The following is a 19,023-nucleotide window of genomic DNA, read 5'->3' as shown; positions in this document are numbered from 1 at the left end:
TCCCGGTGCAATCAATAGCGAAAGCCAAACCAAGTGACGTCGTCGCGTCGCGCCTGGTTACCTTGCCAGCTTAAATAGTCTTGCTGAAACGCCAGCGATAACTCCGCCATAGGCAAATGCTGATAGCGCATCAGCAGTGACTGAATGCGCTTATTGCCAAACATAATATTGCGCTCGCCACCCGGCTGATCGGTGACGCCGTCCGTCAGCACAAACAGCATATCGCCGCGATTAAATGCCAGGCTCTGTTCCGGCCAGTCATAATCCTCCGGCGTATCGGTATACCCCACGCCGACGCGATCCTGGCTGAGCGCGATGATTTCGTTACTGATGTTGCTGAGCATAAATGCCTGGGTTCGGGCGCTGGCCCAACGCAGCTGATGCAGTTCGGTATCGACAGACAGCACGATGGCATCGCAGCCATCGTTAGAGAGTGACGTTTGCTGAGACGCATTTAACTGTCCCAGGGTTTGTTTAATATGGTGGTTAAGCGCATGCAGAATGCGGGCAGGCGCCTGCAGATCGGCCTCGCGTAGCGCATTTTCCAGCGCAGACTGCAAAATTACCGTCATAAAGGCACCAGGAATACCGTGGCCCGTACAGTCGGCAATGACCGCCAGCCAGCCGTTATCATGACGGTGAAAGGCGTAATAATCGCCCCCCACGCCGTCCCTGGGCTGCCAGTACAGACACCAGTCGTCGAGCAGAGTCGCGATTAGCTGGTTGGATCGGTCCAGCATCGCATCCTGAATCACCCGCGCGTAATCAATGCTTTGTAAAATCTGCTGATGCTGGCGCGCCTGTAAGTCGGAGACGCGGCGGATCAGATCGATCCCTAAACCAATGCCAATATAGTGCCCGTTCTCCGTCAGGATAAAGCCATCAGCGATGGACTTATCGCCATTGGCCACGACCTGCTGCGCCACGCTTTCCAGCGTGTTTTCCACGTCGATCACCAGCGGGAACTTATCCATAAAGGCAATGCAGCTCTTACGGTCATACAGTTCGGGAAAGAAGGGCCGCGCCATCTGCGACAAAAAGATGTGGCGGTTAATCATGCCAAACGGTTTGCCGTTTTCTACCACGGGCAAACCGATGAGATCTTTATGCTCGGCAAACAGCGCCATCACCGCACGGTTATCCGTCTCCGGACTGACAAAAGGGACCTCAATGCATAACACCCGCGCGTCGTAACGACTTGAGGCGGAAACCACAGTATTCACAGAGGCGGGTAACTGCATGATGCGGCTCTTGATTGTCCAGGAATAATCTTAAGAGTAATGAGCGCAGATGACGGATTTATGGCAAAAAAACAGTTAGTAAAAAGAGCGCCGATAAATCGTGGATAAAGCAAAATAGCAGCGAAAAACCGCCAGCCAGGCGGCGTTAGACAGCGTGAAAATCCGGCACCCGAGTTATGCGCCACCGGGACCGGCGGTCAATGTTGCTGCGGTTGATGGAAAAGGCGGCAGTTGATTTCATTTTTGTGAAAAGCGTTTGACGCTGGGGCCTGCATAGGGTTTAATGCGCCCCGTTGCCCGAATAGCTCAGTCGGTAGAGCAGGGGATTGAAAATCCCCGTGTCCCTGGTTCGATTCCGGGTTCGGGCACCACAAATTTGAAACCCTCGCTTCGGCGGGGGTTTTTGCGTTTGGGGGGTAATCCAGCTCAAGACACGGTACTGATTGTACTGCAATTGGCCCGATGTTTCAGCCAGTGTGAGTAGAGCTACTCAATTTGAGCATTGTGCTACAACGCAAACCCGACGGTACGCTTTGTATATTGTTGATGCTTCAGGGTTGCGAGCACTCAGCGTTAAAGCGGCTGTTAATACGCCATCCACTTCCTCCCTGTTGGATAAAAACCTACATGATGCCGTTGCCGTATCTCATTCAGCGGCCTTCGTCGTTGTTAAGGGGGATACGACTTTTGCTAACTTGTTCAGCGGGAATGCGGTGCTGTTGTGCCCATTTGCGGAGTTTCTGATCGCTGCCTTCGCTATCGACAAGGTAGATATCAACGGGGCGTTTATCGACGAGAATGGCGGATAGTCGGGCATCGTGGCTTTGGCAATCGGCTTCGCGCGCAAATAGCCCGAGTAGACCACCTGAGCCATTCGCGCTGGAATTTGAGCTTTCTTTCAGTTTGCTCGTATTCTTGTTTTACCCATTGTTCGACATAATGGCGTCGTTATGGGCTTCAATGCCTAAAGATAATAATAGGTGATCGAATACCTCTGTAACCACTCATAATATAATTAACTTTATTTTTCTCATCAGAAGTTAGTTCAAAATCGAGGTCATGAGAACTATGTCTTTCGAACGCTTATGATTATTTATTTATCTGAAAATATAGTTTTTTTAATAAGTGTTGCATTTGCGATTTTTTGTAAAAAAAAAGCACCATCAAAATTGAACATTCACTGATATTTAAGGTTCCCTTCATTCTCTTGTAGTTATATTAAATATAGGAGAAATGAGGGATGATTACGCCAACGACAGCATTAAATTGGAAACTGGATGTGATTAATAAAAAATTGAATTGCATTTTAAATGCCCCTATTGCTTAGGGGCTGTATTCCGAGCGAGCTCAGAATTTTTCTGATTAATGAAAACGGTATACATTTCCTTCGCAGATGGAGAGCCTTCTATTTTTGAAGAGAAAGTGGAGTAATATTTATAAAAAAGCTTCCTGTCATCTTTGTAATTATTTCTCCACAGTGAGGGGGCGACTTTTTTGCTTTCCTTTTTACCTGTAGGTATAACCGGAAAGGTTCTGTCTAATATAGCCTTATAAATAGAGTTATTTACAGCCCCTACAAAACTTCTTAATATGGAAGATATTGCTGCCAAATCATTATTTTTTAGCTCCAAAGGTTTTTCAAAAAGCCTTTGATGCTCTTGTAATCCCAAACAGATAGCATTTTTTGCCCCCAACTTACCGAAGCGATGTACGGCACAATGCCTCATTTGACATATTTTATCAAATTCATTTCTGGTTAAATCATCCAGAACCAAATCTATTGATATCAATTCTTTAAATGTTGTTATTATATTAACACTTGAAATGAATGAAAACTCATCCATTAAAGACTCGGGTAACAAGTTTTTGTTGTGATGAAGGGCGGCACCAAAGGTGATATTTTTCTGCTCAACCGACTTTAAAGAATATACATCTACGGACACTAGATTTCTAATTAAAGCTCGTATATACCCTTCAACTGCGGAAAAATATCCCATAAATATAGCTGAGGCAATTGTTACAGGAAGATCTTTATCTAAATTAGCCCAAAATAAATTTAAATTGTTTATATTTTCAATGAACTCATCGATCGGAGACGAATCCCTAATCGCTGTGGCCCGATTAAATAGCAATTCTGTTCTTAATGGCGAAGTAATGGGGCTTAACGCAATTATAGCGCTGTAATCTGTAATTGAGGCAACTCTATTTTTTATTCTCATTGTAAAAACTCATCAATAAAACTCAAAGTTAAAGTGATAATTTTTTCTGCTCTTCTCGGTCCAATCTGTTTTATTTTTCTTACCTCATTACCTGGATCCTGTACTGAGAGTAAGGCACCAACATTTTTGAAGTTTGAAAGCTCTGTTCTGATTTTTTTGGCTTGCCATTGTGTCAATCCAGGAACTTCATGCAAAGGCAAACCCATGCACTCTTGATAAGTTGAATAAGAAATTAATTCCGAACCACAATTATGGCAAAATTTTTGACTGGACTTTAGTCTTTCAGATCCGCAAGATGAACAGGGTGGTATGTCTAACTTTAGATCGCTTAGCGTGTTTTTATCTAGAAGTGTTGAAATTGAACGTCTTAGTGGATGCCTTACGGTTTTTCCCTCAAGCCTTTCAATGACGGCTCGAGGAGACCAGCCTTTTTCATTTGCAGAGAATACTCTTGCACTAAATAATGATGAAAAATGGGGGATGTATCTCTTATATTCCCTTTCTTGTCCATGAGATACCTTTTCTTTTAACTCATAAAGCAGACCTGCTTCAATTAAAATATTTATCATTCTTGCTGTGTAATTATTATCGCTTACATTCTGGATTCCTATTAAATATTGGACCTCCTGTTTCCCACTTAAAATAGCTAAGTCATTGAATTTCTTCAACTCATCGACTATTCTCTTATAAAGATCATTGCCTGCATTAATAATTGTTTTTAACTTAGGACTCTTTAATTGAAGTGTATTGTATTCATCAATTCTTGTTTCATGTAATTGTTGAACAAGCCTGTTTATGCCCTGCTGGCTAGTAGAGAATTTTTTCTTTAAAAATTCATTCAGCAAAAACATGTAAGCTCTTGGAATTCCAAATGCAGCATAAGCTAAGTATTCTCTAATATCCTTAGGGATGACTGAAAATTCATCAATTCTTTTAGATGCAATCAAGCTCATGTTATTTAAATAATTTGCATCGTTGACGGGTAACCATACATCCTCAAAAACAGCCTCTTGATTAGGATGAAATCTCGCACCATACTCAGTCGTACCTGGATAAACAGATGCCTTAGGGGATATATCTACTGTCTTAATTCCTCTAAATACATCAAAAAACTCCTGCATGTATTCTGGAGTTAACGTCAATGCTGCATCATCCATAAGTAAAATGGCACGTTTTCTTCCTTTTAATAACATTGCGCTTTTAATGCTTTGCTGCACATTACTTATAGTAACAAATGAAAGTAAATCAAGTTCTTCATTATTTAATGGAAGATTACGGTCGATCTTTGAGGAAATAGTATTGAGTTCGAATTTCGTAATAGATGGCATTATGTGCTGAGGATAGTTATCCTCAGCACCTTCTTCTAGATGAGAATGCACTTCGAGTAAAATCTGAATTAAAACCCAACAATGAAAAAGATTCATTGCATTTGTTCTTGAGTATAGTAATGGCTCCAATCGATAGTATCTATGATAGGAAACGTATATTGCCAGAGGTAAGTTATTATCTTTTTTACAAGTTAAATACGCATAGCGCATTATATGTGTTTTACCACAACCTCTCGGACCAACAAGTAGAGTCGTTTGTTTTTTTAATAGACTGTCGACTGAAGCTAGAAAGCTAGGGCTTTCAGCCGTAACCTCGATAATTTCTTCATCATTAATAAAATCTGCTCTTTGTTCCAAGACTTTATTTATTTCATTTTCAAAAATCACTTCAGACATTTTCAATCCTATTAGGTATAATCAACTCATATAGAGATTGCATCGAAATATGCTTAGCACTTACTCCACAACTCAAAGCACTCAAAGCCAATCTTCCATGCTCTGAAGTAAGATATTTAAATATATTTTCCCTAATGTCAGATCTCACTTCAATTTTAAAAACACAATCCGTAATTGGCATGCAACCACCCTCAATTAAGGCTATTTTTTTTGTGAAGTTTCTTCCCACCCTAGAGATTGCTATATCCCCTTTCTGAAGGAAAATATTTTCTTCATCAGGTTCGACTGAACATTCAAGATTAATATATTTCTCATTAGCTACGAAATTATCAATATGAAAAAATACACCGGGGTTCAATTTGGCTTTCTTAGAAGAGACCTTACCCCTAGAAATTTTTACCCCAAGATCACGCATGGTTTTACCCACTTTTGAGGCTTTTTCATTGAAATGATGGTATGAATAATCTAAGCTTCTAATCGCCTGCTCAGGATTTATATAAATTGTATCTTCGTTAGCGGGGAATGTCTTTAAAGCTATTCTATTATCAACTTTTGAATTTTTAGTTATGATCATGATATGGGCTTGTGCTTCAGTCCCGTGAAACATTTTTTGAGGGAGTTTAATTACACTTTTCACACCATGGCTTTGTAATAATGTCTTTCTAAAATAGGAATATCTAGATCCCGAAATTATTCCATCTGGGACAATCAAAGCTAAGTGCCCACCATCTTTAAGAGCTAATAAGCCTTGAGAGATAAAAAGTAATTCAACAGGCAGAGTCGATAACTCTTTTTCTGTAAACTGGAGGCCAATTTTTTCAAAAACATTTGTTAACCTGAATTTTTCATTATTTGAGATAAATGGTGGGTTGCATAAAACAATATCAAGTGTTCCCGGAATAACACCTATTTCTTGGAAAAAAGAATCAGATAAAACATCAGAAAAATGATGGGAGTATCTTTTCCCATCTTTTAAAAAAAATGCAAGACTATATGGCTCAGTATTTTTATCGACAGTTATAAACGTAGCGTCAGACCATCGGCCAGCAGCGGATAGGGATAAAGAACCAGCACCACAGCCTAAATCCATGATTTTTGAAGGGTTTTTTAAGTCTATTTCAGCTATCAAATGGTTACTAATGGCTTCTTTAGTATAATAGCGCCCTAATGGATCCCTTGCTCCAAAATTCGATATTATGTGTTTTTCATTATTAGCTATTTGCATCAATATCAATTCCAATAATTAAAGCTAAAGTTACCAGTCTATTTTGACAACGATTCATTTCTGCATAGTCTATCTCCTAATCGTAAACCATCAAATGAAAAAACCCTAGCATAAGCTAGGGCTTGCAGTAAATTTAGAAAGAGTCTTCAGAGTAAGTTCGATCGCCAACCGGTTTTTTTGGTGGAAACTATTCTTGTCTCTCTGACTTGCATACCATCTTTTGCCCAATTTTAATCCAATCGACCTTAATCAGTCTGGCTTTCAGGCTAACCCTTTGTTCGCCTGCATGATCACCTTTGTTGAGCGTGAATATGTCAGACGTCAGGTTACTGAGAGTAAACCCAAGCAGCACTTTCTGGTCCTCGTCTACGGCTTTCTGGCAGCGGCTGACCTGCTCCCCGTTGCTTCCTTATCGGCGACAGTGGCATCAAAGCGCACATAGATGGGATTGTCATTAGGGCCGCTCAGCGCATTTATCAAAACGCGTAGGAAGCCACCATTGAAGGTTTTAATTCTGCGAATGTTGCTTAGAACACCTTGGCCCTTGATGTTGAGGTTGAAGTATTCAGCTTTGGAAGAGCTAGTGTTGGCATTGTTTGCAGCATTGTTGGTAGTAGTAGTCATGATGTTTACTCCAGGAGAGGAAAATAGTGACGGAGAAACATTCATCCCTGCCGGGTAATTGCTTTTCGTAAAGAAGCGCGAATGGCTATGCCGCGCTGGCTGGTCAGTACAAAGAACCTCACCATACAGGTGATATCCGCATTATGAGGTTAAGTGGATCGACCACTGCAAAAGTAGCACTTTTCTCAGGTCATGAAGTTTTAGATGGCAACGGCGTAAGCGTTTCTCAGGCTGCTGAAACATTGGCTGGTTGTCGAGACAACAACAATAAAGTTATTCAGGCGAAATCACTCTAACCTAAACTCACCCCTTCGGCTCAACGCCCCTTGCCTTAAGCTCTTTTCGCAGCACCCGCTTTATCCACGTCGCCAGGTTGACGTCACCATCTTCCCGCGCCTGTTCTTCGAGCTGCGTCCGAAACTCGTGAGAAAGTCGGATTTGGTACTGGTCTGTTTTGGCTTTTTCCTTTGACATTGTAATTACAGAATCCTTAGTATGAGGTGATTGTAATTACACCGCACTTACAGGGTGTGATGCAACAGAAAGAGCGAAGCCCGGCTGTGCGCGAACACAAACCGGGCTTCTGACCACAACATTAAGGAGACTAATGCGATGGCTGATGTCGATAGTAACATGGACACCTTTTATCAATCATTGCCCGATCGTGAGTGTCTGTATTCTGGAATGCATGACGCGCTTTCTCAGTTGGATTTTTCAAATATGGAAGCCTATTCACGTTCTTTAATTACAGAGTATTGTGACGAAACACGCGCTGGGCTTTGCCATTGTCTGCACTTTATTGGCGATTCCCTGGTGACGTTTGCCGATAACAACGTGAAAGAATTTACGCCTGAAAGCCTTTGCCAGCTCGGGCACGGGCTGAATGCCATCAGCCTGCTTATTCCAGCGCTTGTCGATATAGCGAAGCGGGCGACCAACCAGCCGGATAACGCACTCTCTCAGGCATAGCCATCCTCAATCCCTGGAACGTTAACGCGGTAATAAAATCCGTCAGGTGCACAACCCTGTGCACCTGTTCTCCTACTTCACGCGCTTCTGGCTGCGCAGCAGTGCCAGGCCGCTCAGCACCGACATGGCCATCAGGTAATAGCCGGGTGCCAGGCTGGTGCCGGTGGCCGTGATTAACAGCGAACAGATCAGCGGTGCAAATCCGCCAAATACGGTCACTGCGATGTTATAGCTGATCGCCATGCCGCTGGCGCGGGTGCCCATCGGAAACAGATCGGCCATGACCGACGGCACGGTTGAGAAGTAGATCGATTTCAGCAACGCCATCCAGCAGACCAGCGCGACAAGCGTGATGGGCGTGGTGTGACTGACGACCAGCTTAAAGGCGGGATAGATGGTGACGATCAGTAAAATCAGCGAGCCCCACATCAACGGAACCCGGCCGATGCGTTCTGCCCACAGACCCATAACCGGCGTCACCACAGTCAGGATCACACCCGCCATTAACGTCGCGGTAAAGGCCACAGAGCCGGGCAGGTGCAGATTGCGCGTGGCATAGGTCGGTACATAGTTGAGCATGTAGTTAACCGCCGTGGAGATGACCATCAGGCCAATCGCCAGCAACATCAGCTCTTTCTGGCGGCCAAACAGGCGTTTAAGTGGGGCAACATCAGGTTGATGTGTGGCAAAGCTGGCAGGTTCATGCACATGGCGGCGGATATAAATTCCCAGTGGGCCAATCAGCAGACCAAAGGCAAAGGGAATGCGCCAGCCCCAGTCCTGAATCTCGCTTTCCGTCAGGATTTTCGTTAATCCCAGACCAAACGCGGATGCCATCAGCGTACTCGCCCCCTGAGTGGCAAACTGCCAGCTGGCGATAAAGGCTTTGCGCTCGGGAAAATGCTCCACCAGGAACGCCGTCGAGCTGCCAAATTCGCCGCCGGCAGAAAAACCCTGAACCAGCCGCGCCAGCAGGATAAGTACAGGGGCCATCAACCCAATACTGTCGTAACCCGGCATAAACGTAATCACGGCACCGCCCAGCATCATCAGATTGATGGAGAGCAGTAGCGCCTTTTTGCGACCATGGCGGTCAGCATAGTTGCCCAGCACAATCGCGCCCAGCGGCCGGATCAGGAAAGACACACCGAAACTGCCGAACGTAAGCAATATCGACACGGACGGATCGCGGGTCGGGAAAAACGCATGGGCGATATAGCTGGCAAAGAAGCCGTAAACCGCAATATCAAACCACTCCAGCGCATTACCGATGCAGGTGGCAAACAGGGTTTTGTGCAGGCTGGGTTTATTCGCGTGCGGAGATGCGGTGGTATTAAGTGTGCTCATGCGGCACCTCCGGCATGGTGACGATGCTTCGCGACCAGTTCGCGGCCTTGTTCGCCCAAATCCCACAGCAGTCGGGTCATGATCTGCAGGCCTTCGCGCGCAATTGACTTCAGCATATGCTCGTTCACGCCGTGCTGACCGCAGGCGGGATAAGAGTGCGGCACCCACAACGTGGGCAGGCCGAGAATGTCGGAGAACACCTCATTAGGCAGTGAACCGCCCAGGTTCGGCAGCAGTGCCGGCGTTTTGCCGCTGGTTTCGGCCATGCTGGCCAGCACCCAGTCGACTAACGGATCGGTGGGATCCAGCCGCGTGGCAGGCGATCCGCGCATAAACTCGACGTTCACGTTGTCAAAGCCGTGCTGTGAAAGGTGTTTCCTGACGTGCTGCGCCAGATTTTCCCAGTCGGTGCCGACCACAAACCGCAGCTGACATACCGCGGTCGCCTCGCCCGGAATGGCGTTCATGGGGCGGGCAGGATTGCCGGTGAGAAAAGACAGCACCTCCAGCGTGTTCCAGCCATACAGGCGTTCTGTGGGGGTAAGTGCCGGTTCGCCCCAGTCCCTGTCAATCTCGGGATCGCCAGGCATGCCGCCGACGTGAATCTGACGGAGAATATCGCGTACCTGCTGAGTGAGTGAACTGGGTTTCAGCGCCGCCACCTGAAGCACGCCCTGAGCATTCACCAGCGAGGCAATGGCATTGGCCAGTTGCGTGCCGGGGTTACTCAACAGGCCACCCCAGTTGCCGGAGTGATAGGCGTTGTCGCGAGCCGTGATGGTAAGGCGGAAATTGACGGCACCGCGCGAGCCCAGGAACAGGGTCGGCTGCACCGCGTTCAGGCGTGGACCGTCTGAGGCGACAAACAGGTCGGCTTTGAGCAGATCGCCGTGCTGCTGGCACAGCTGTGCCAAACCTGGCGAGCTGATCTCTTCGCCCATCTCGAACAGCAGCTTGCAGTTGAAACCCAGCCTGCCGCCGCGCGCCTGAAACACCTGTTCCAGCGCGGCCAGGTTGACGCAGTGCTGACCTTTGTTATCCGCACTGCCGCGGGCATACCAGCGGTCGTCTTCTTCAACAAGCTCCCAGGGCGTTAACCCTGCGCGCCAGTTTTCGTCATCGCCAAACACCACATCGCCATGACCATAGCTCAGCAGGGTGGGTAGGGCGGGATCTTCAATGCGTACCGCCACCAGAAAGGGACGGTGGGCTGCTTCGGTGTTCTCAATAAAGTGCAGAGTAAAGCCCAGCGCGCGCAGCTGCGGCCCAATCTCATTGTGTAAATAGTGATGCAACTCGCCGTCGCGATCCTGACGCTGGCTCTCGGTGCGCTGCGCCACGCGACGCGCCAGAATGCGTTGAAATTCCCCACTGTCGAACCAGGCGGTGGCCTGTTGTATGGCGTTTTGCGCTGTCATGTTTGCGTATCTTTTATGCGTATTATGTTGTCCCATCATTTCCGAAACGCTGCTTTGCCACAATTATCAATTTATCGAGTAAGATTTGCTTTTAAAGCAAAGCTAACCTGCCCGTTTTCGAGGCATGCACCAGCATGAGGCGCGCATGATCAGTAATGAAATCCGCTATTTTCTCGCCGTGGCAAATACGGGCTCGTTAAGTGCGGCGAGCGAACAGTTGTTTATTGCGGTGTCGGCTATCAGCCGTCAGATTCAGCGGCTGGAGACCCAGGTGGGCGTTCCGCTGTTTGAACGTCACGCTCGCGGGATGGTGCTGAATGAAGCCGGGGAGATTTTTGCCCACCATGTGCGCAAGAACATGCTGGATATGGACTATGCGCTGGCCGAGATCAAAGGGCTGAAAGCCGTGCGGCGCACGCTGATTCGGCTGGCCTGTACCGACGGGCTGGCCTTTACGTTGCTGCCGCGCATGATTGCCGACTTTCGCGAGACGAATCCCGGCATCCTCTTTGACATTAATGTCGCCAGCCCGCAGGGCGTGTCCGAACGAATACGCAGCGGCGAGTGCGACCTGGCGCTGCAGTTCAGTCTTCATGCCGAAACGGGCGTGGAAATTATCGGCTCCTGGCCTGCGCCGGTGTTGTTAGTGATGCATCAGAGCCACCCACTCGCCAGCGCGCCGCAGGTGACATTGCGTGATATCAGTCCCTATCCGCTGGCACTGCCCCAGCAGAATACCACCGTGCGTCAGCTGTTTGAGCTGGCGAGCCATATGAGTGGCAACCTGATTGAGCCGGTGGTGACCTGCGATAATTTCTCTACCTTATTCCAGTTTCTGCTGCGTACGCCGTTGGCCATGACCATCTGTAGTGCCTTCAGCGTGCTACAGGAAGCCGAAGCGCATGGACTGGTGATGCGATCTGTCGACATCGATCAACTGAGCCAGCGCAATCTGCAACTGCAAGTGCCTTCTGGTCGGCCCCGCAGCGCCGCGCTGGAAATGTTTTTAGCGTTTGCGCGGCAGCAGTTAACGGCGCTTGAGGCACTCACGCAGCCCTGAGAGGCCGGATTATAAAGCGGTAGGTTCAGGTAGGGCTTCCCAGACGATAAGAGCGTTTCCGCTCAACGCCCTGCAAGCCCGCCTCTTTGATCTGCAACGGCCACGATCCCCTGACGGATGACGAAAGCGCCGTGCGTTCACTTGCCTGGGCCGCTTCATTCTTCAGCCGTTTGATTACGTCATCAGGTTACGCACCCGCTGTGAAGGCAGACTGCGTTTTTCGGACTTCGCCTTATCGCTTTTCCGCTTTATCTGATCGCCAGTACGGCTGCGTTGTGGAGTAGTGTAAAGGACGTAAAAGGCTGTAAAAACGCGCGTTTTTAGCCTGTGACGCGCTTATCATTCCTGCCATACGTCACTGTCACTCAGTCGGAAGTTTGCCGATAAAACAGAAAACAGTGCACATACTGACCTGAACATTCATCTGCAAAGGAGAACCACCATGGATTCTTTCTTTCCTGAGGATGTCATTGATACCCTCAGTAAAACGTTCTGGCAGCGCGTCAGTGCGATGAAAGGGCTTATCGAACGTCACCAGAGTTTTCGTCTGCTGTGGTTTGGCGAGGCGCTGAAACGTAACCACAACTGGACCGATATCAGCGCGGAACAGGCCGTCAACCGCGTGATTAGCGAGAGTCAGGGGCTGCCGCTGGCGGAGGTCAGAAAAATGACCATCGCCCAAAAGTGGGTTGCACTGTCAACGGTGAGAAAGACGCTCTACTCACAACCGGATGGTAAAACGTTTCAGTGGCTGGTGGAGAAGAAGCTGGACGAGCTGGATAATCCCGGCCAGTTTTCAGCGTAACGCCATATTGCGTTCAGCTGCGCAATAAAAAACCTGTCCACGCTGTTCGCGTTAATATCAACTGGCCGGGGTTGCCCCCGGCTCTGTGATGAACAGCGAAACCTTACCGCTTTTGTGGCAGTAAACCGCGCTTATTCATTCGCGATCGGCGTCGAATTTTCCTCGATTTTGGTGTCGCCCTGAATCGCCTGAATCCGCTTCTCTACCGCATTGACCTGATCGCTGTTGTGCAACAGCGTGTAGGTCAGATCAAAGGTTGCACTCGCGCCCGGTGCCAGCTGTTTCACGCGCTTCTGCTCCCGTTCAATCGTGACCGGATAGGCATAGTTGGTGCCGGGCTCAATCCCGGTGACATAGCCTTGTTTAAGCGTGTCGGTATTTTTCCACAAGGTCAGCAGCGGCAACTGCTGAGTATCAAACTGAATGGACGCGCCTTTGTTGCCGGCTTTATTAACCACGGCGGCGACCGTCTGATGATTCTTGTCGGACAGCGGTTTGATGTTAAACACCATTTCATCGAAGTCTTTGGTTGGGCCTTGATAGGTCTGCCAGTTTTTCAGCCCCGCTTTGGCATAGTCATTGAACGGGCTGATGCCCGACATCGGGGCCATAAAGCGGGCACCTTCCTCCAGAATGGGCGTACTGAAGTTGCTGTGATAGATGATCTCGTAATCGTGCGGATAATCGGAATGGTTGGTCAGCACGTCGTGCAGGCTGAACTGATTACTGCCCGGCACATAACGCAATTCCGTCCACGTCTGCAGATCGGCTTTCTTAAACGTACTCTCTTTGATCAAACCGCGAATACGAATTTCATGCGGAGCCGCATCCGCCACCTCGACTTCAAGCTGCGAGACCGGCGTGTTTCCGGCTTTGCCATGCAGCGTGTAGATACGGCCTTTGTCGTTCACCGGATGGCCGGTCCATTCGTAGCCACAACGCACCATCATTTCGTTGAATCCTTCCAGCCAGCCCAGGCCATTGCGGCTTTCAAGATTGATGAACGCCGGGTTTACCACCTCTTTAACGGGGGAATCCCAGCCCAGGCGGGTGCCGAATCCCTCTACGCGGAGCAGGTTCATACCGCGTGTCGGAATAAGCGTAATAGTCAGGCCATCCTGACTGCGGATGACCAGAAGCTTACTGCCTTCCTGCTTGCCGCCATGCAACACTTTCTGCTCAATGCTGAACGGTTTGCCCTGAATGTTCAGCTCGCTGCTGTTTATCTGCCAGTTTCCTTTGTCGGTGCCTTGTTCAGCACTCGTCAGCACCCAGGTTTTTGCAGATACCGAACCCGAAATCATTACGGTCAGCACCGTCAGTGCGAGTTTCGTCTTCATCGTTTACCTCTCTGGCTGAATCGTTTTTTCATTAGTGAGAGGAATTTACTGATTTGGGCTACGCGGAAACGTGATTTCTCTCACCTGCTGGACAATCAGGCAGGATTAAGCGTGTTAGTGGGATGTTGCTCACATTTAAAATGCTTATTAATGCTGTTATGTCATCTTTTTATCGGCATAAACGCGAAAGCTGTAAACGTTTCAGCCACCACCGGTAAACCGTGGCTGGCGCGTAAAGTCAGGAATCAAAACAAAGGCGCGAAGCAGGGGCGTCGCGCTGCACAGTGAGGCGGATCAGGTCAGATAAAACTGTCGCTTGAAGGCAAACATATCATTCAGCAGGCAGTACTCGGGATTACCGAGCGTAATAACTGGCGCGCGCTGCGCGATCATCGTTTTCCAGTTCGCCAGTGAACGTCGCCAGGCGGCGTCTTCGTCGTCGGTCAACGGCGCAACCTGATATCCCAGCGTGATATGAAACTGGTAGCGATCGTGGTCTGGTTCGCGAATGCCGGTGACCTCGGACAGCCGATCGCGTAAACGGCGCAACCGCGTCTCTGTCTCCGCATCCGCCGTTAGCAGGCGCAGCGTTAACGGGGTTTCACGCGCAGACGGCGCCTCCGGATTGACGCGCATGCGGTAAGGCGAGGCATCCTCACCCAGTTTATATGTCCGCAGGCGTTCAGCCAGAATCCGGTCACACTCGTCCATGGGCATGTCCAGCGGCAGCCCGGCAGGCCATAAGGGATAGCGTCTTGCCTTGTCGTTGGCTCCGCCGAAAACAGTCATGTGATAACTGGAGGGCGGCAGTGCGGTAACCTTCCTTGACCAGCTTTCGCCGGGTAATTCACGATAGACATCAAGCAAGGCATCGAAAGGTTCTGAGCCGTCACCTTGCTGTGGCAGATGGCAGATAATCGTGTTTCCTTTAAAGGGAAGAACCCGGCCATCTGCGTCAAACTTACGACCCACGTCGTTGGGGCGGTGTTCCGCACCGATGGCGAGGGAAGCGGCCAGACCGCCCAGGGTGGCAATCGTACCTTTCAACAGCCTTCTCCGTGTTGTCATCGAATAACCTCTGCATTTAGCCGGTTCCGACAAGGTCGGTAACGGGACCGTTCCCCCGCGCAACGCCACCCGTATCTGCGCGTGCTGTATTCCTGAGAAGCTGTTCTCATGCCTGACCGGGCTTAACAGGCAGGGGGGCTGTGATAAGGGGACAATAACGCGCATGCGCAGAAACAAAGAACCCGACGTCATCCTGCACGGTGATCCGCTCAGGGCGCTTCTCAACCGGGGAGCTTAGTGAAGATCTGTGACTAAAAAATGACTGAAGATGTACAACGAGCGAAAGAGGAATATCTGTTATGACTAAGCGGGCCGCAATGGCGCTTGCAGCACGCTTCATAACGCCCGATGCAGCGTCGTCGTGGCTTGTTCATCTGCGCGCTTTTTTCTGCTCGTCTGAGAAAGAAAAAGCCAGCGTATGCGCCGCTGGCATGACGTTTTCATGCTTATACATTGAGCCGGTGGATGACCGTCACGAATTCATTTACCCCGCGATTGATCTCCTGGAAACTGCGCGAGAGGTTGCTGATCTTATCGTTTTCAGTCGTAAGAAAGCGTCTGATTTCATCAAGCTGCCGGGACATATTTTCAATGAGCGCGGTATTTTCTTCCACAACTTTCGTGATTTTAAGCGTCGCCTGCGACGTCGAAGCCGCCAGTCGCCGGACTTCCTCGGCCACCACGGCAAACCCACGTCCCGCTTCGCCTGCCCGCGCGGCCTCAATCGCCGCGTTTAACGCCAGAATATTGGTTTGTCCGGCGATGGTGTTGATCGTCGAAACAATTTCTTTTATGTCCATGGAAGAATGATTGAGTCTGTCGCCAATGTCTGCTGCCGCACCCACCTGTAACGACATGGATTCCGCATTGCGGATGGTCTCACCCAGGACATCATTGGCATTAAAGGTGATTTGCGACGTCTCTTCCGACGTTGTGACGGCAATGTCAGCGATCCGTTTGGCATTCTCTACGCGGTCGGTGATATCAGACGCCAGTTTAATAACCTTATAAACATGCCCGGAGGCATCTTTGACAGGGTTATAGCTGGCCTCCAGCCAGACGCGTTTTCCAGACGCTGTCACACGTTCAAAACGCCCTGTGAAAGCACGCCCCTGCTGAATCTTTTGCCAAAAATCAGGCTGCTCCTTATAAAATTCATCAAAGCAAAATATGCGATGATGTTTACCTTGAATGGCCTCAAGCTGATAGCCCATTAATTTCAGAAAATTGTTATTGGCGTCAATGACCTCACCCTGCGGTGTAAACTCAATCATGGCCATGGAGTTATTCAAGGCGGTAATGATGGCTTCTTTATGCTTTAACGCTTCATGTTTATGCGTAATGTCGTTGGCAATTTTTATGATTTTTTTCACCGCACCGTGACGATCTTTCACAGGGAAATAGGTGGCGCTCAAATACAGCCGGCTGTGATTTTTGCGAAACCGCTCAAAGATACCGCTGAACGAGTGACCTGAGCCGAGTGTTTGCCAAAAGTGCGTATAGTCGCTGGAGTGCACAAATTCATCATCGCAGAACAGGCGATGATGCTGACCGGCGATCTCATTTAGCGTGTAGCCTGTCAGTTCGAGGAAAGGCGTGTTTGCCGTAATGATGCGACCGTCGGGCGTAAATTCAATCCAGCCGATGTTGGCTTTGATCGCCTGTGTATTGGTCTGGTCGTCCGCTAACCCCAGTGAAGCTTTACCAGGTATAAAACGTGTCAGGGCTAACATACTTCTCTCCATCTGATTCAGTTAAAGGGGGCGTAAAGCGTCGGGCCTCGTGGCGGAGAGTTTGCTGTCTGATGGAAAGTAGAGCGTCCGGCCCGGGTCATTTAACTTATCGGCACAGGCCGGTTCATATTTAGAAATGTATTAAAAAAATTGATGCTTATCACAGTGACAGTCAGTGCACACAGATAACGAGCTACGTCTTCTGACAGACTGCCTGTAACAGTGAAAAGATGGCGAAAGCAGAAAAACAGCAGCCATGTGGCGGATTGCTTCCCGCTGCCAGACAGGACGGCAGATAAAAAAGCAGGATGAGCGGGGGCTTTTCCGGGCAGATGTCAGCGGCAACCGCTACAGCCCGGATAAGATTGTTAACCAGAGTTTGTCAAACGAGGTAAAAGAAGACATCAGGAGGGGTTATACAGTCTACATAAAGTGTTTAGGGCTTGTTGCAGTGTAGGGACGTTTTTATGACAGGAAAGCGCGAATCAGCGAGAGCGAAGCCGATGACAATGGCGTCGCCAGGCGTTTTCATGCACACCCGAGAACGCGCCTGCGATGGCGATGAGCCGGATTTTCTGTCGGGCAGGCATGTCGCCGCTGTGATACCCGTGAGCTGCATCACCACACGGCGGCGTTGACAGGCTGGTGGCAGCAGAAAAGGCTGACGCGTCAAACAATGACGCGCCCGTGTGTGGGGCGTAACCCTGACAATAAAACCGTATGCAGTGCCGTGAATCGCATCAATGCTGCCTGTGCCCTCAGACCTTCAGTCGATGAATCACCGTTACGAATTCGTTTACGCCGCTGAAAATTTCCTGAATGTTGTCGGACAGATGCGTGATTTTGTCGTTTTCTGTGGTGAGAAAGCTGTTAATGCCGTCGAGTTGCTGGTGCATATCGCCAATCAGGCTGGCATTTTCTTCGACCACCTTGCTGATTTTCTGCGTCGCCTGTGAGGTAGAAGCAGCAAGACGTCTGACTTCTTCTGCCACCACGGCAAAACCGCGTCCTGCTTCGCCTGCCCGTGCGGCTTCAATCGCAGCATTGAGCGCCAGGATATTGGTTTGTCCGGCAATGTTATGGATGGTTGAGACAATCTCTTTGATGTCTTTGGCTGAGTAATTCAGTTTGTCGCTGATTCCCGCTGCCGCAGCGACCTGCGAGGCCATCGATTCGGCGTTACGCACCGTCTGACTGAGAACATCATTGGCATTCACGGTGATGTGTGACGTTTTTTCAGACGTGGTCATGGCGATATCCGCCACGTCCTGCGCCGTGACGACACGTTCGGTAATATCCGACGCCAGCTTAATCACTTTATAAACGTGTCCCGAGGCATCTCTCACCGGGTTGTAGTTGGCCTCAAGCCAGACGCGTTTTCCTGATGCTGTTACCCGTTCGAAGCGCCCGGTGAACGCGCGCCCCTGTTGAATTCTGTGCCAGAAGTCCGGGTTTTCTTTATAGAACGCGTCAAAACAGAACAGACGGTGATGTTTGCCCTGAATAGCGGCCAGATCGTACTCCATCAGCGTAAGGAAGTTTTTATTGGCATTAATGACCTCGCCCTGTGGCGTAAATTCAATCATGGCCATGGTGTTGTTCAGCGCCGTAATAATCGCTTCTTTATGCGTGAGTTCTTCATGCCGATCGGTAATGTCGTTAGCAATTTTGATAATTTTTTTGACCGTGCCGTGTTTATCTTTCACGGGGAAATAGTTAGCGCTTAAGTAGAGCAGGCTGTTGTCTTTGCGGTAGCGTTCGAAAATGCCGCTGAATGACTGGCCTGAGGCCAGGGTTTCCCAAAACAGGGCATATTCACGGGAGCGCACAAAATCAGGCTTACAGAACAGCCGATGGTGCTGACCGGTGATCTCACTGAGCTGGTAACCCGTTACGGCAAGGAAGGCCGGGTTAGCCGTGAGAATAATGCCCTCGGGCGTGAATTCAATCCAGCCGCTACAGGCCTGGATGGCCTGGATATTATTCTGATCATCCGAGGCGCTCCGCGCGTTTTTGCCGCGAAGTAAACGCATAAGGGAAAACATAGATCTCTCCAGATATCGCTGTAATAAGCTCGAAAGGTGATGACCGCGTAGTGGAGAGACAGCGACCCGGTTAAGGGGAAGTCGATCGGCTCGGGTCTACTTCGGTTATCGGCATTGCGCATGTCATATTTAGGTCACATTTCAGCCACGGTGAGCGCACAGTGAGATGCGTCACGTTACAGGTGGTGGGCAAGGCAGGTACATC

15 protein-coding genes, 1 tRNA gene and 1 pseudogene are annotated in these 19,023 nt (G+C 49.1%); 5 read left to right on the top strand and 12 right to left on the bottom strand.

Annotated features, from left to right (window positions below; translation table 11 throughout):
- Positions 1-11 precede the first annotated feature (11 nt).
- Positions 12-1,241, bottom strand: coding sequence for a SpoIIE family protein phosphatase (locus C7433_RS14150; RefSeq protein ID WP_110268388.1), 1,230 nt, complete (start codon positions 1,239-1,241; stop codon positions 12-14).
- 295 nt (positions 1,242-1,536) lie between these two features.
- Between C7433_RS14150 and C7433_RS14145 the strand changes: the two genes are divergently transcribed.
- A tRNA-Phe gene (locus tag C7433_RS14145) sits at positions 1,537-1,612 on the top strand.
- A gap of 162 nt (positions 1,613-1,774) precedes the next feature.
- Positions 1,775-2,050, top strand: coding sequence for a hypothetical protein (locus tag C7433_RS23640; RefSeq protein ID WP_158281344.1), 276 nt, complete (start codon positions 1,775-1,777; stop codon positions 2,048-2,050).
- A 507-nt stretch (positions 2,051-2,557) separates the two neighbouring features.
- Here the strand turns inward: C7433_RS23640 and C7433_RS14135 are convergent.
- The 5 genes and pseudogenes from C7433_RS14135 to C7433_RS23760 all read right to left on the bottom strand — a co-directional run bounded on the left by C7433_RS14135 (position 2,558) and on the right by C7433_RS23760 (position 7,507).
- The gene (locus tag C7433_RS14135; RefSeq protein WP_110268387.1) at positions 2,558-3,460 is read right to left on the bottom strand and encodes a hypothetical protein; all 903 of its coding nucleotides are present in this window, start codon (positions 3,458-3,460) and stop codon (positions 2,558-2,560) included.
- Complete coding sequence (locus C7433_RS14130) at positions 3,457-5,184, bottom strand: zinc ribbon domain-containing protein (RefSeq protein ID WP_110268386.1); 1,728 nt, start codon at positions 5,182-5,184, stop codon at positions 3,457-3,459. Before C7433_RS14130 ends, C7433_RS14135 begins: the two co-directional genes overlap by 4 nt.
- A complete protein-coding gene (locus C7433_RS14125; RefSeq protein WP_110268385.1) occupies positions 5,177-6,409 on the bottom strand; it encodes a class I SAM-dependent DNA methyltransferase in 1,233 nt (410 codons plus the stop codon). Before C7433_RS14125 ends, C7433_RS14130 begins: the two co-directional genes overlap by 8 nt.
- Before the next feature lie 187 nt (positions 6,410-6,596).
- A pseudogene (locus C7433_RS14120) lies at positions 6,597-7,033 on the bottom strand (STY4534 family ICE replication protein).
- 303 nt (positions 7,034-7,336) lie between these two features.
- Entirely contained in the window at positions 7,337-7,507 is a 171-nt protein-coding gene (locus tag C7433_RS23760; RefSeq protein ID WP_170934924.1) for a hypothetical protein, read from the bottom strand.
- A gap of 138 nt (positions 7,508-7,645) precedes the next feature.
- On the opposite strand from C7433_RS23760, the gene C7433_RS14115 reads away from it, so the two are divergent.
- Positions 7,646-8,002 carry a hypothetical protein gene (locus tag C7433_RS14115; protein WP_110268384.1) on the top strand — a complete coding sequence of 119 codons (357 nt, stop codon included), beginning with the start codon at positions 7,646-7,648 and terminating at the stop codon, positions 8,000-8,002.
- A 72-nt stretch (positions 8,003-8,074) separates the two neighbouring features.
- Here the strand turns inward: C7433_RS14115 and C7433_RS14110 are convergent, their stop codons facing one another.
- Positions 8,075-9,349, bottom strand: a complete 1,275-nt coding sequence (locus C7433_RS14110; RefSeq protein ID WP_110268383.1) for an MFS transporter — start codon at positions 9,347-9,349, stop codon at positions 8,075-8,077.
- Positions 9,346-10,767: a M20 family metallopeptidase gene (locus C7433_RS14105; RefSeq protein ID WP_110268382.1), complete on the bottom strand. Its 1,422-nt coding sequence runs from the start codon at positions 10,765-10,767 to the stop codon at positions 9,346-9,348. The genes C7433_RS14110 and C7433_RS14105 overlap by 4 nt, the downstream gene beginning before the upstream one ends.
- Positions 10,768-10,912: 145 nt before the next feature.
- On the opposite strand from C7433_RS14105, the gene C7433_RS14100 reads away from it, so the two are divergent.
- On the top strand, positions 10,913-11,827 hold the full coding sequence (locus C7433_RS14100) for a LysR family transcriptional regulator (protein ID WP_033740086.1): 915 nt from the start codon (positions 10,913-10,915) through the stop codon (positions 11,825-11,827).
- A 442-nt stretch (positions 11,828-12,269) separates the two neighbouring features.
- The gene (locus tag C7433_RS14095) at positions 12,270-12,632 is read left to right on the top strand and encodes a hypothetical protein (RefSeq protein ID WP_006118252.1); all 363 of its coding nucleotides are present in this window, start codon (positions 12,270-12,272) and stop codon (positions 12,630-12,632) included.
- A 131-nt stretch (positions 12,633-12,763) separates the two neighbouring features.
- On the opposite strand, the gene C7433_RS14090 is transcribed toward C7433_RS14095, so the two are convergent.
- The 4 genes from C7433_RS14090 to C7433_RS14070 form a co-directional block, all read right to left on the bottom strand.
- Complete coding sequence (locus C7433_RS14090; RefSeq protein ID WP_110268381.1) at positions 12,764-13,972, bottom strand: aldose 1-epimerase family protein; 1,209 nt, start codon at positions 13,970-13,972, stop codon at positions 12,764-12,766.
- 294 nt (positions 13,973-14,266) lie between these two features.
- Positions 14,267-15,019 carry a DUF1868 domain-containing protein gene (locus tag C7433_RS14085; RefSeq protein ID WP_226374735.1) on the bottom strand — a complete coding sequence of 251 codons (753 nt, stop codon included), beginning with the start codon at positions 15,017-15,019 and terminating at the stop codon, positions 14,267-14,269.
- 467 nt (positions 15,020-15,486) lie between these two features.
- Positions 15,487-16,773, bottom strand: coding sequence for a PAS domain-containing methyl-accepting chemotaxis protein (locus tag C7433_RS24065; RefSeq protein ID WP_110268380.1), 1,287 nt, complete (start codon positions 16,771-16,773; stop codon positions 15,487-15,489).
- 758 nt (positions 16,774-17,531) lie between these two features.
- Positions 17,532-18,818 carry a PAS domain-containing methyl-accepting chemotaxis protein gene (locus C7433_RS14070; RefSeq protein ID WP_110268378.1) on the bottom strand — a complete coding sequence of 429 codons (1,287 nt, stop codon included), beginning with the start codon at positions 18,816-18,818 and terminating at the stop codon, positions 17,532-17,534.
- Positions 18,819-19,023 lie beyond the last annotated feature (205 nt).

It is taken from the genome of Pantoea sp. PNA 03-3 (assembly GCF_003201175.1).
GTDB lineage: Bacteria > Pseudomonadota > Gammaproteobacteria > Enterobacterales > Enterobacteriaceae > Pantoea > Pantoea stewartii.
The sequence above is the reverse complement of the archived record's forward strand: the minus strand, read 5'-3'. Positions and strand labels throughout refer to the sequence as shown.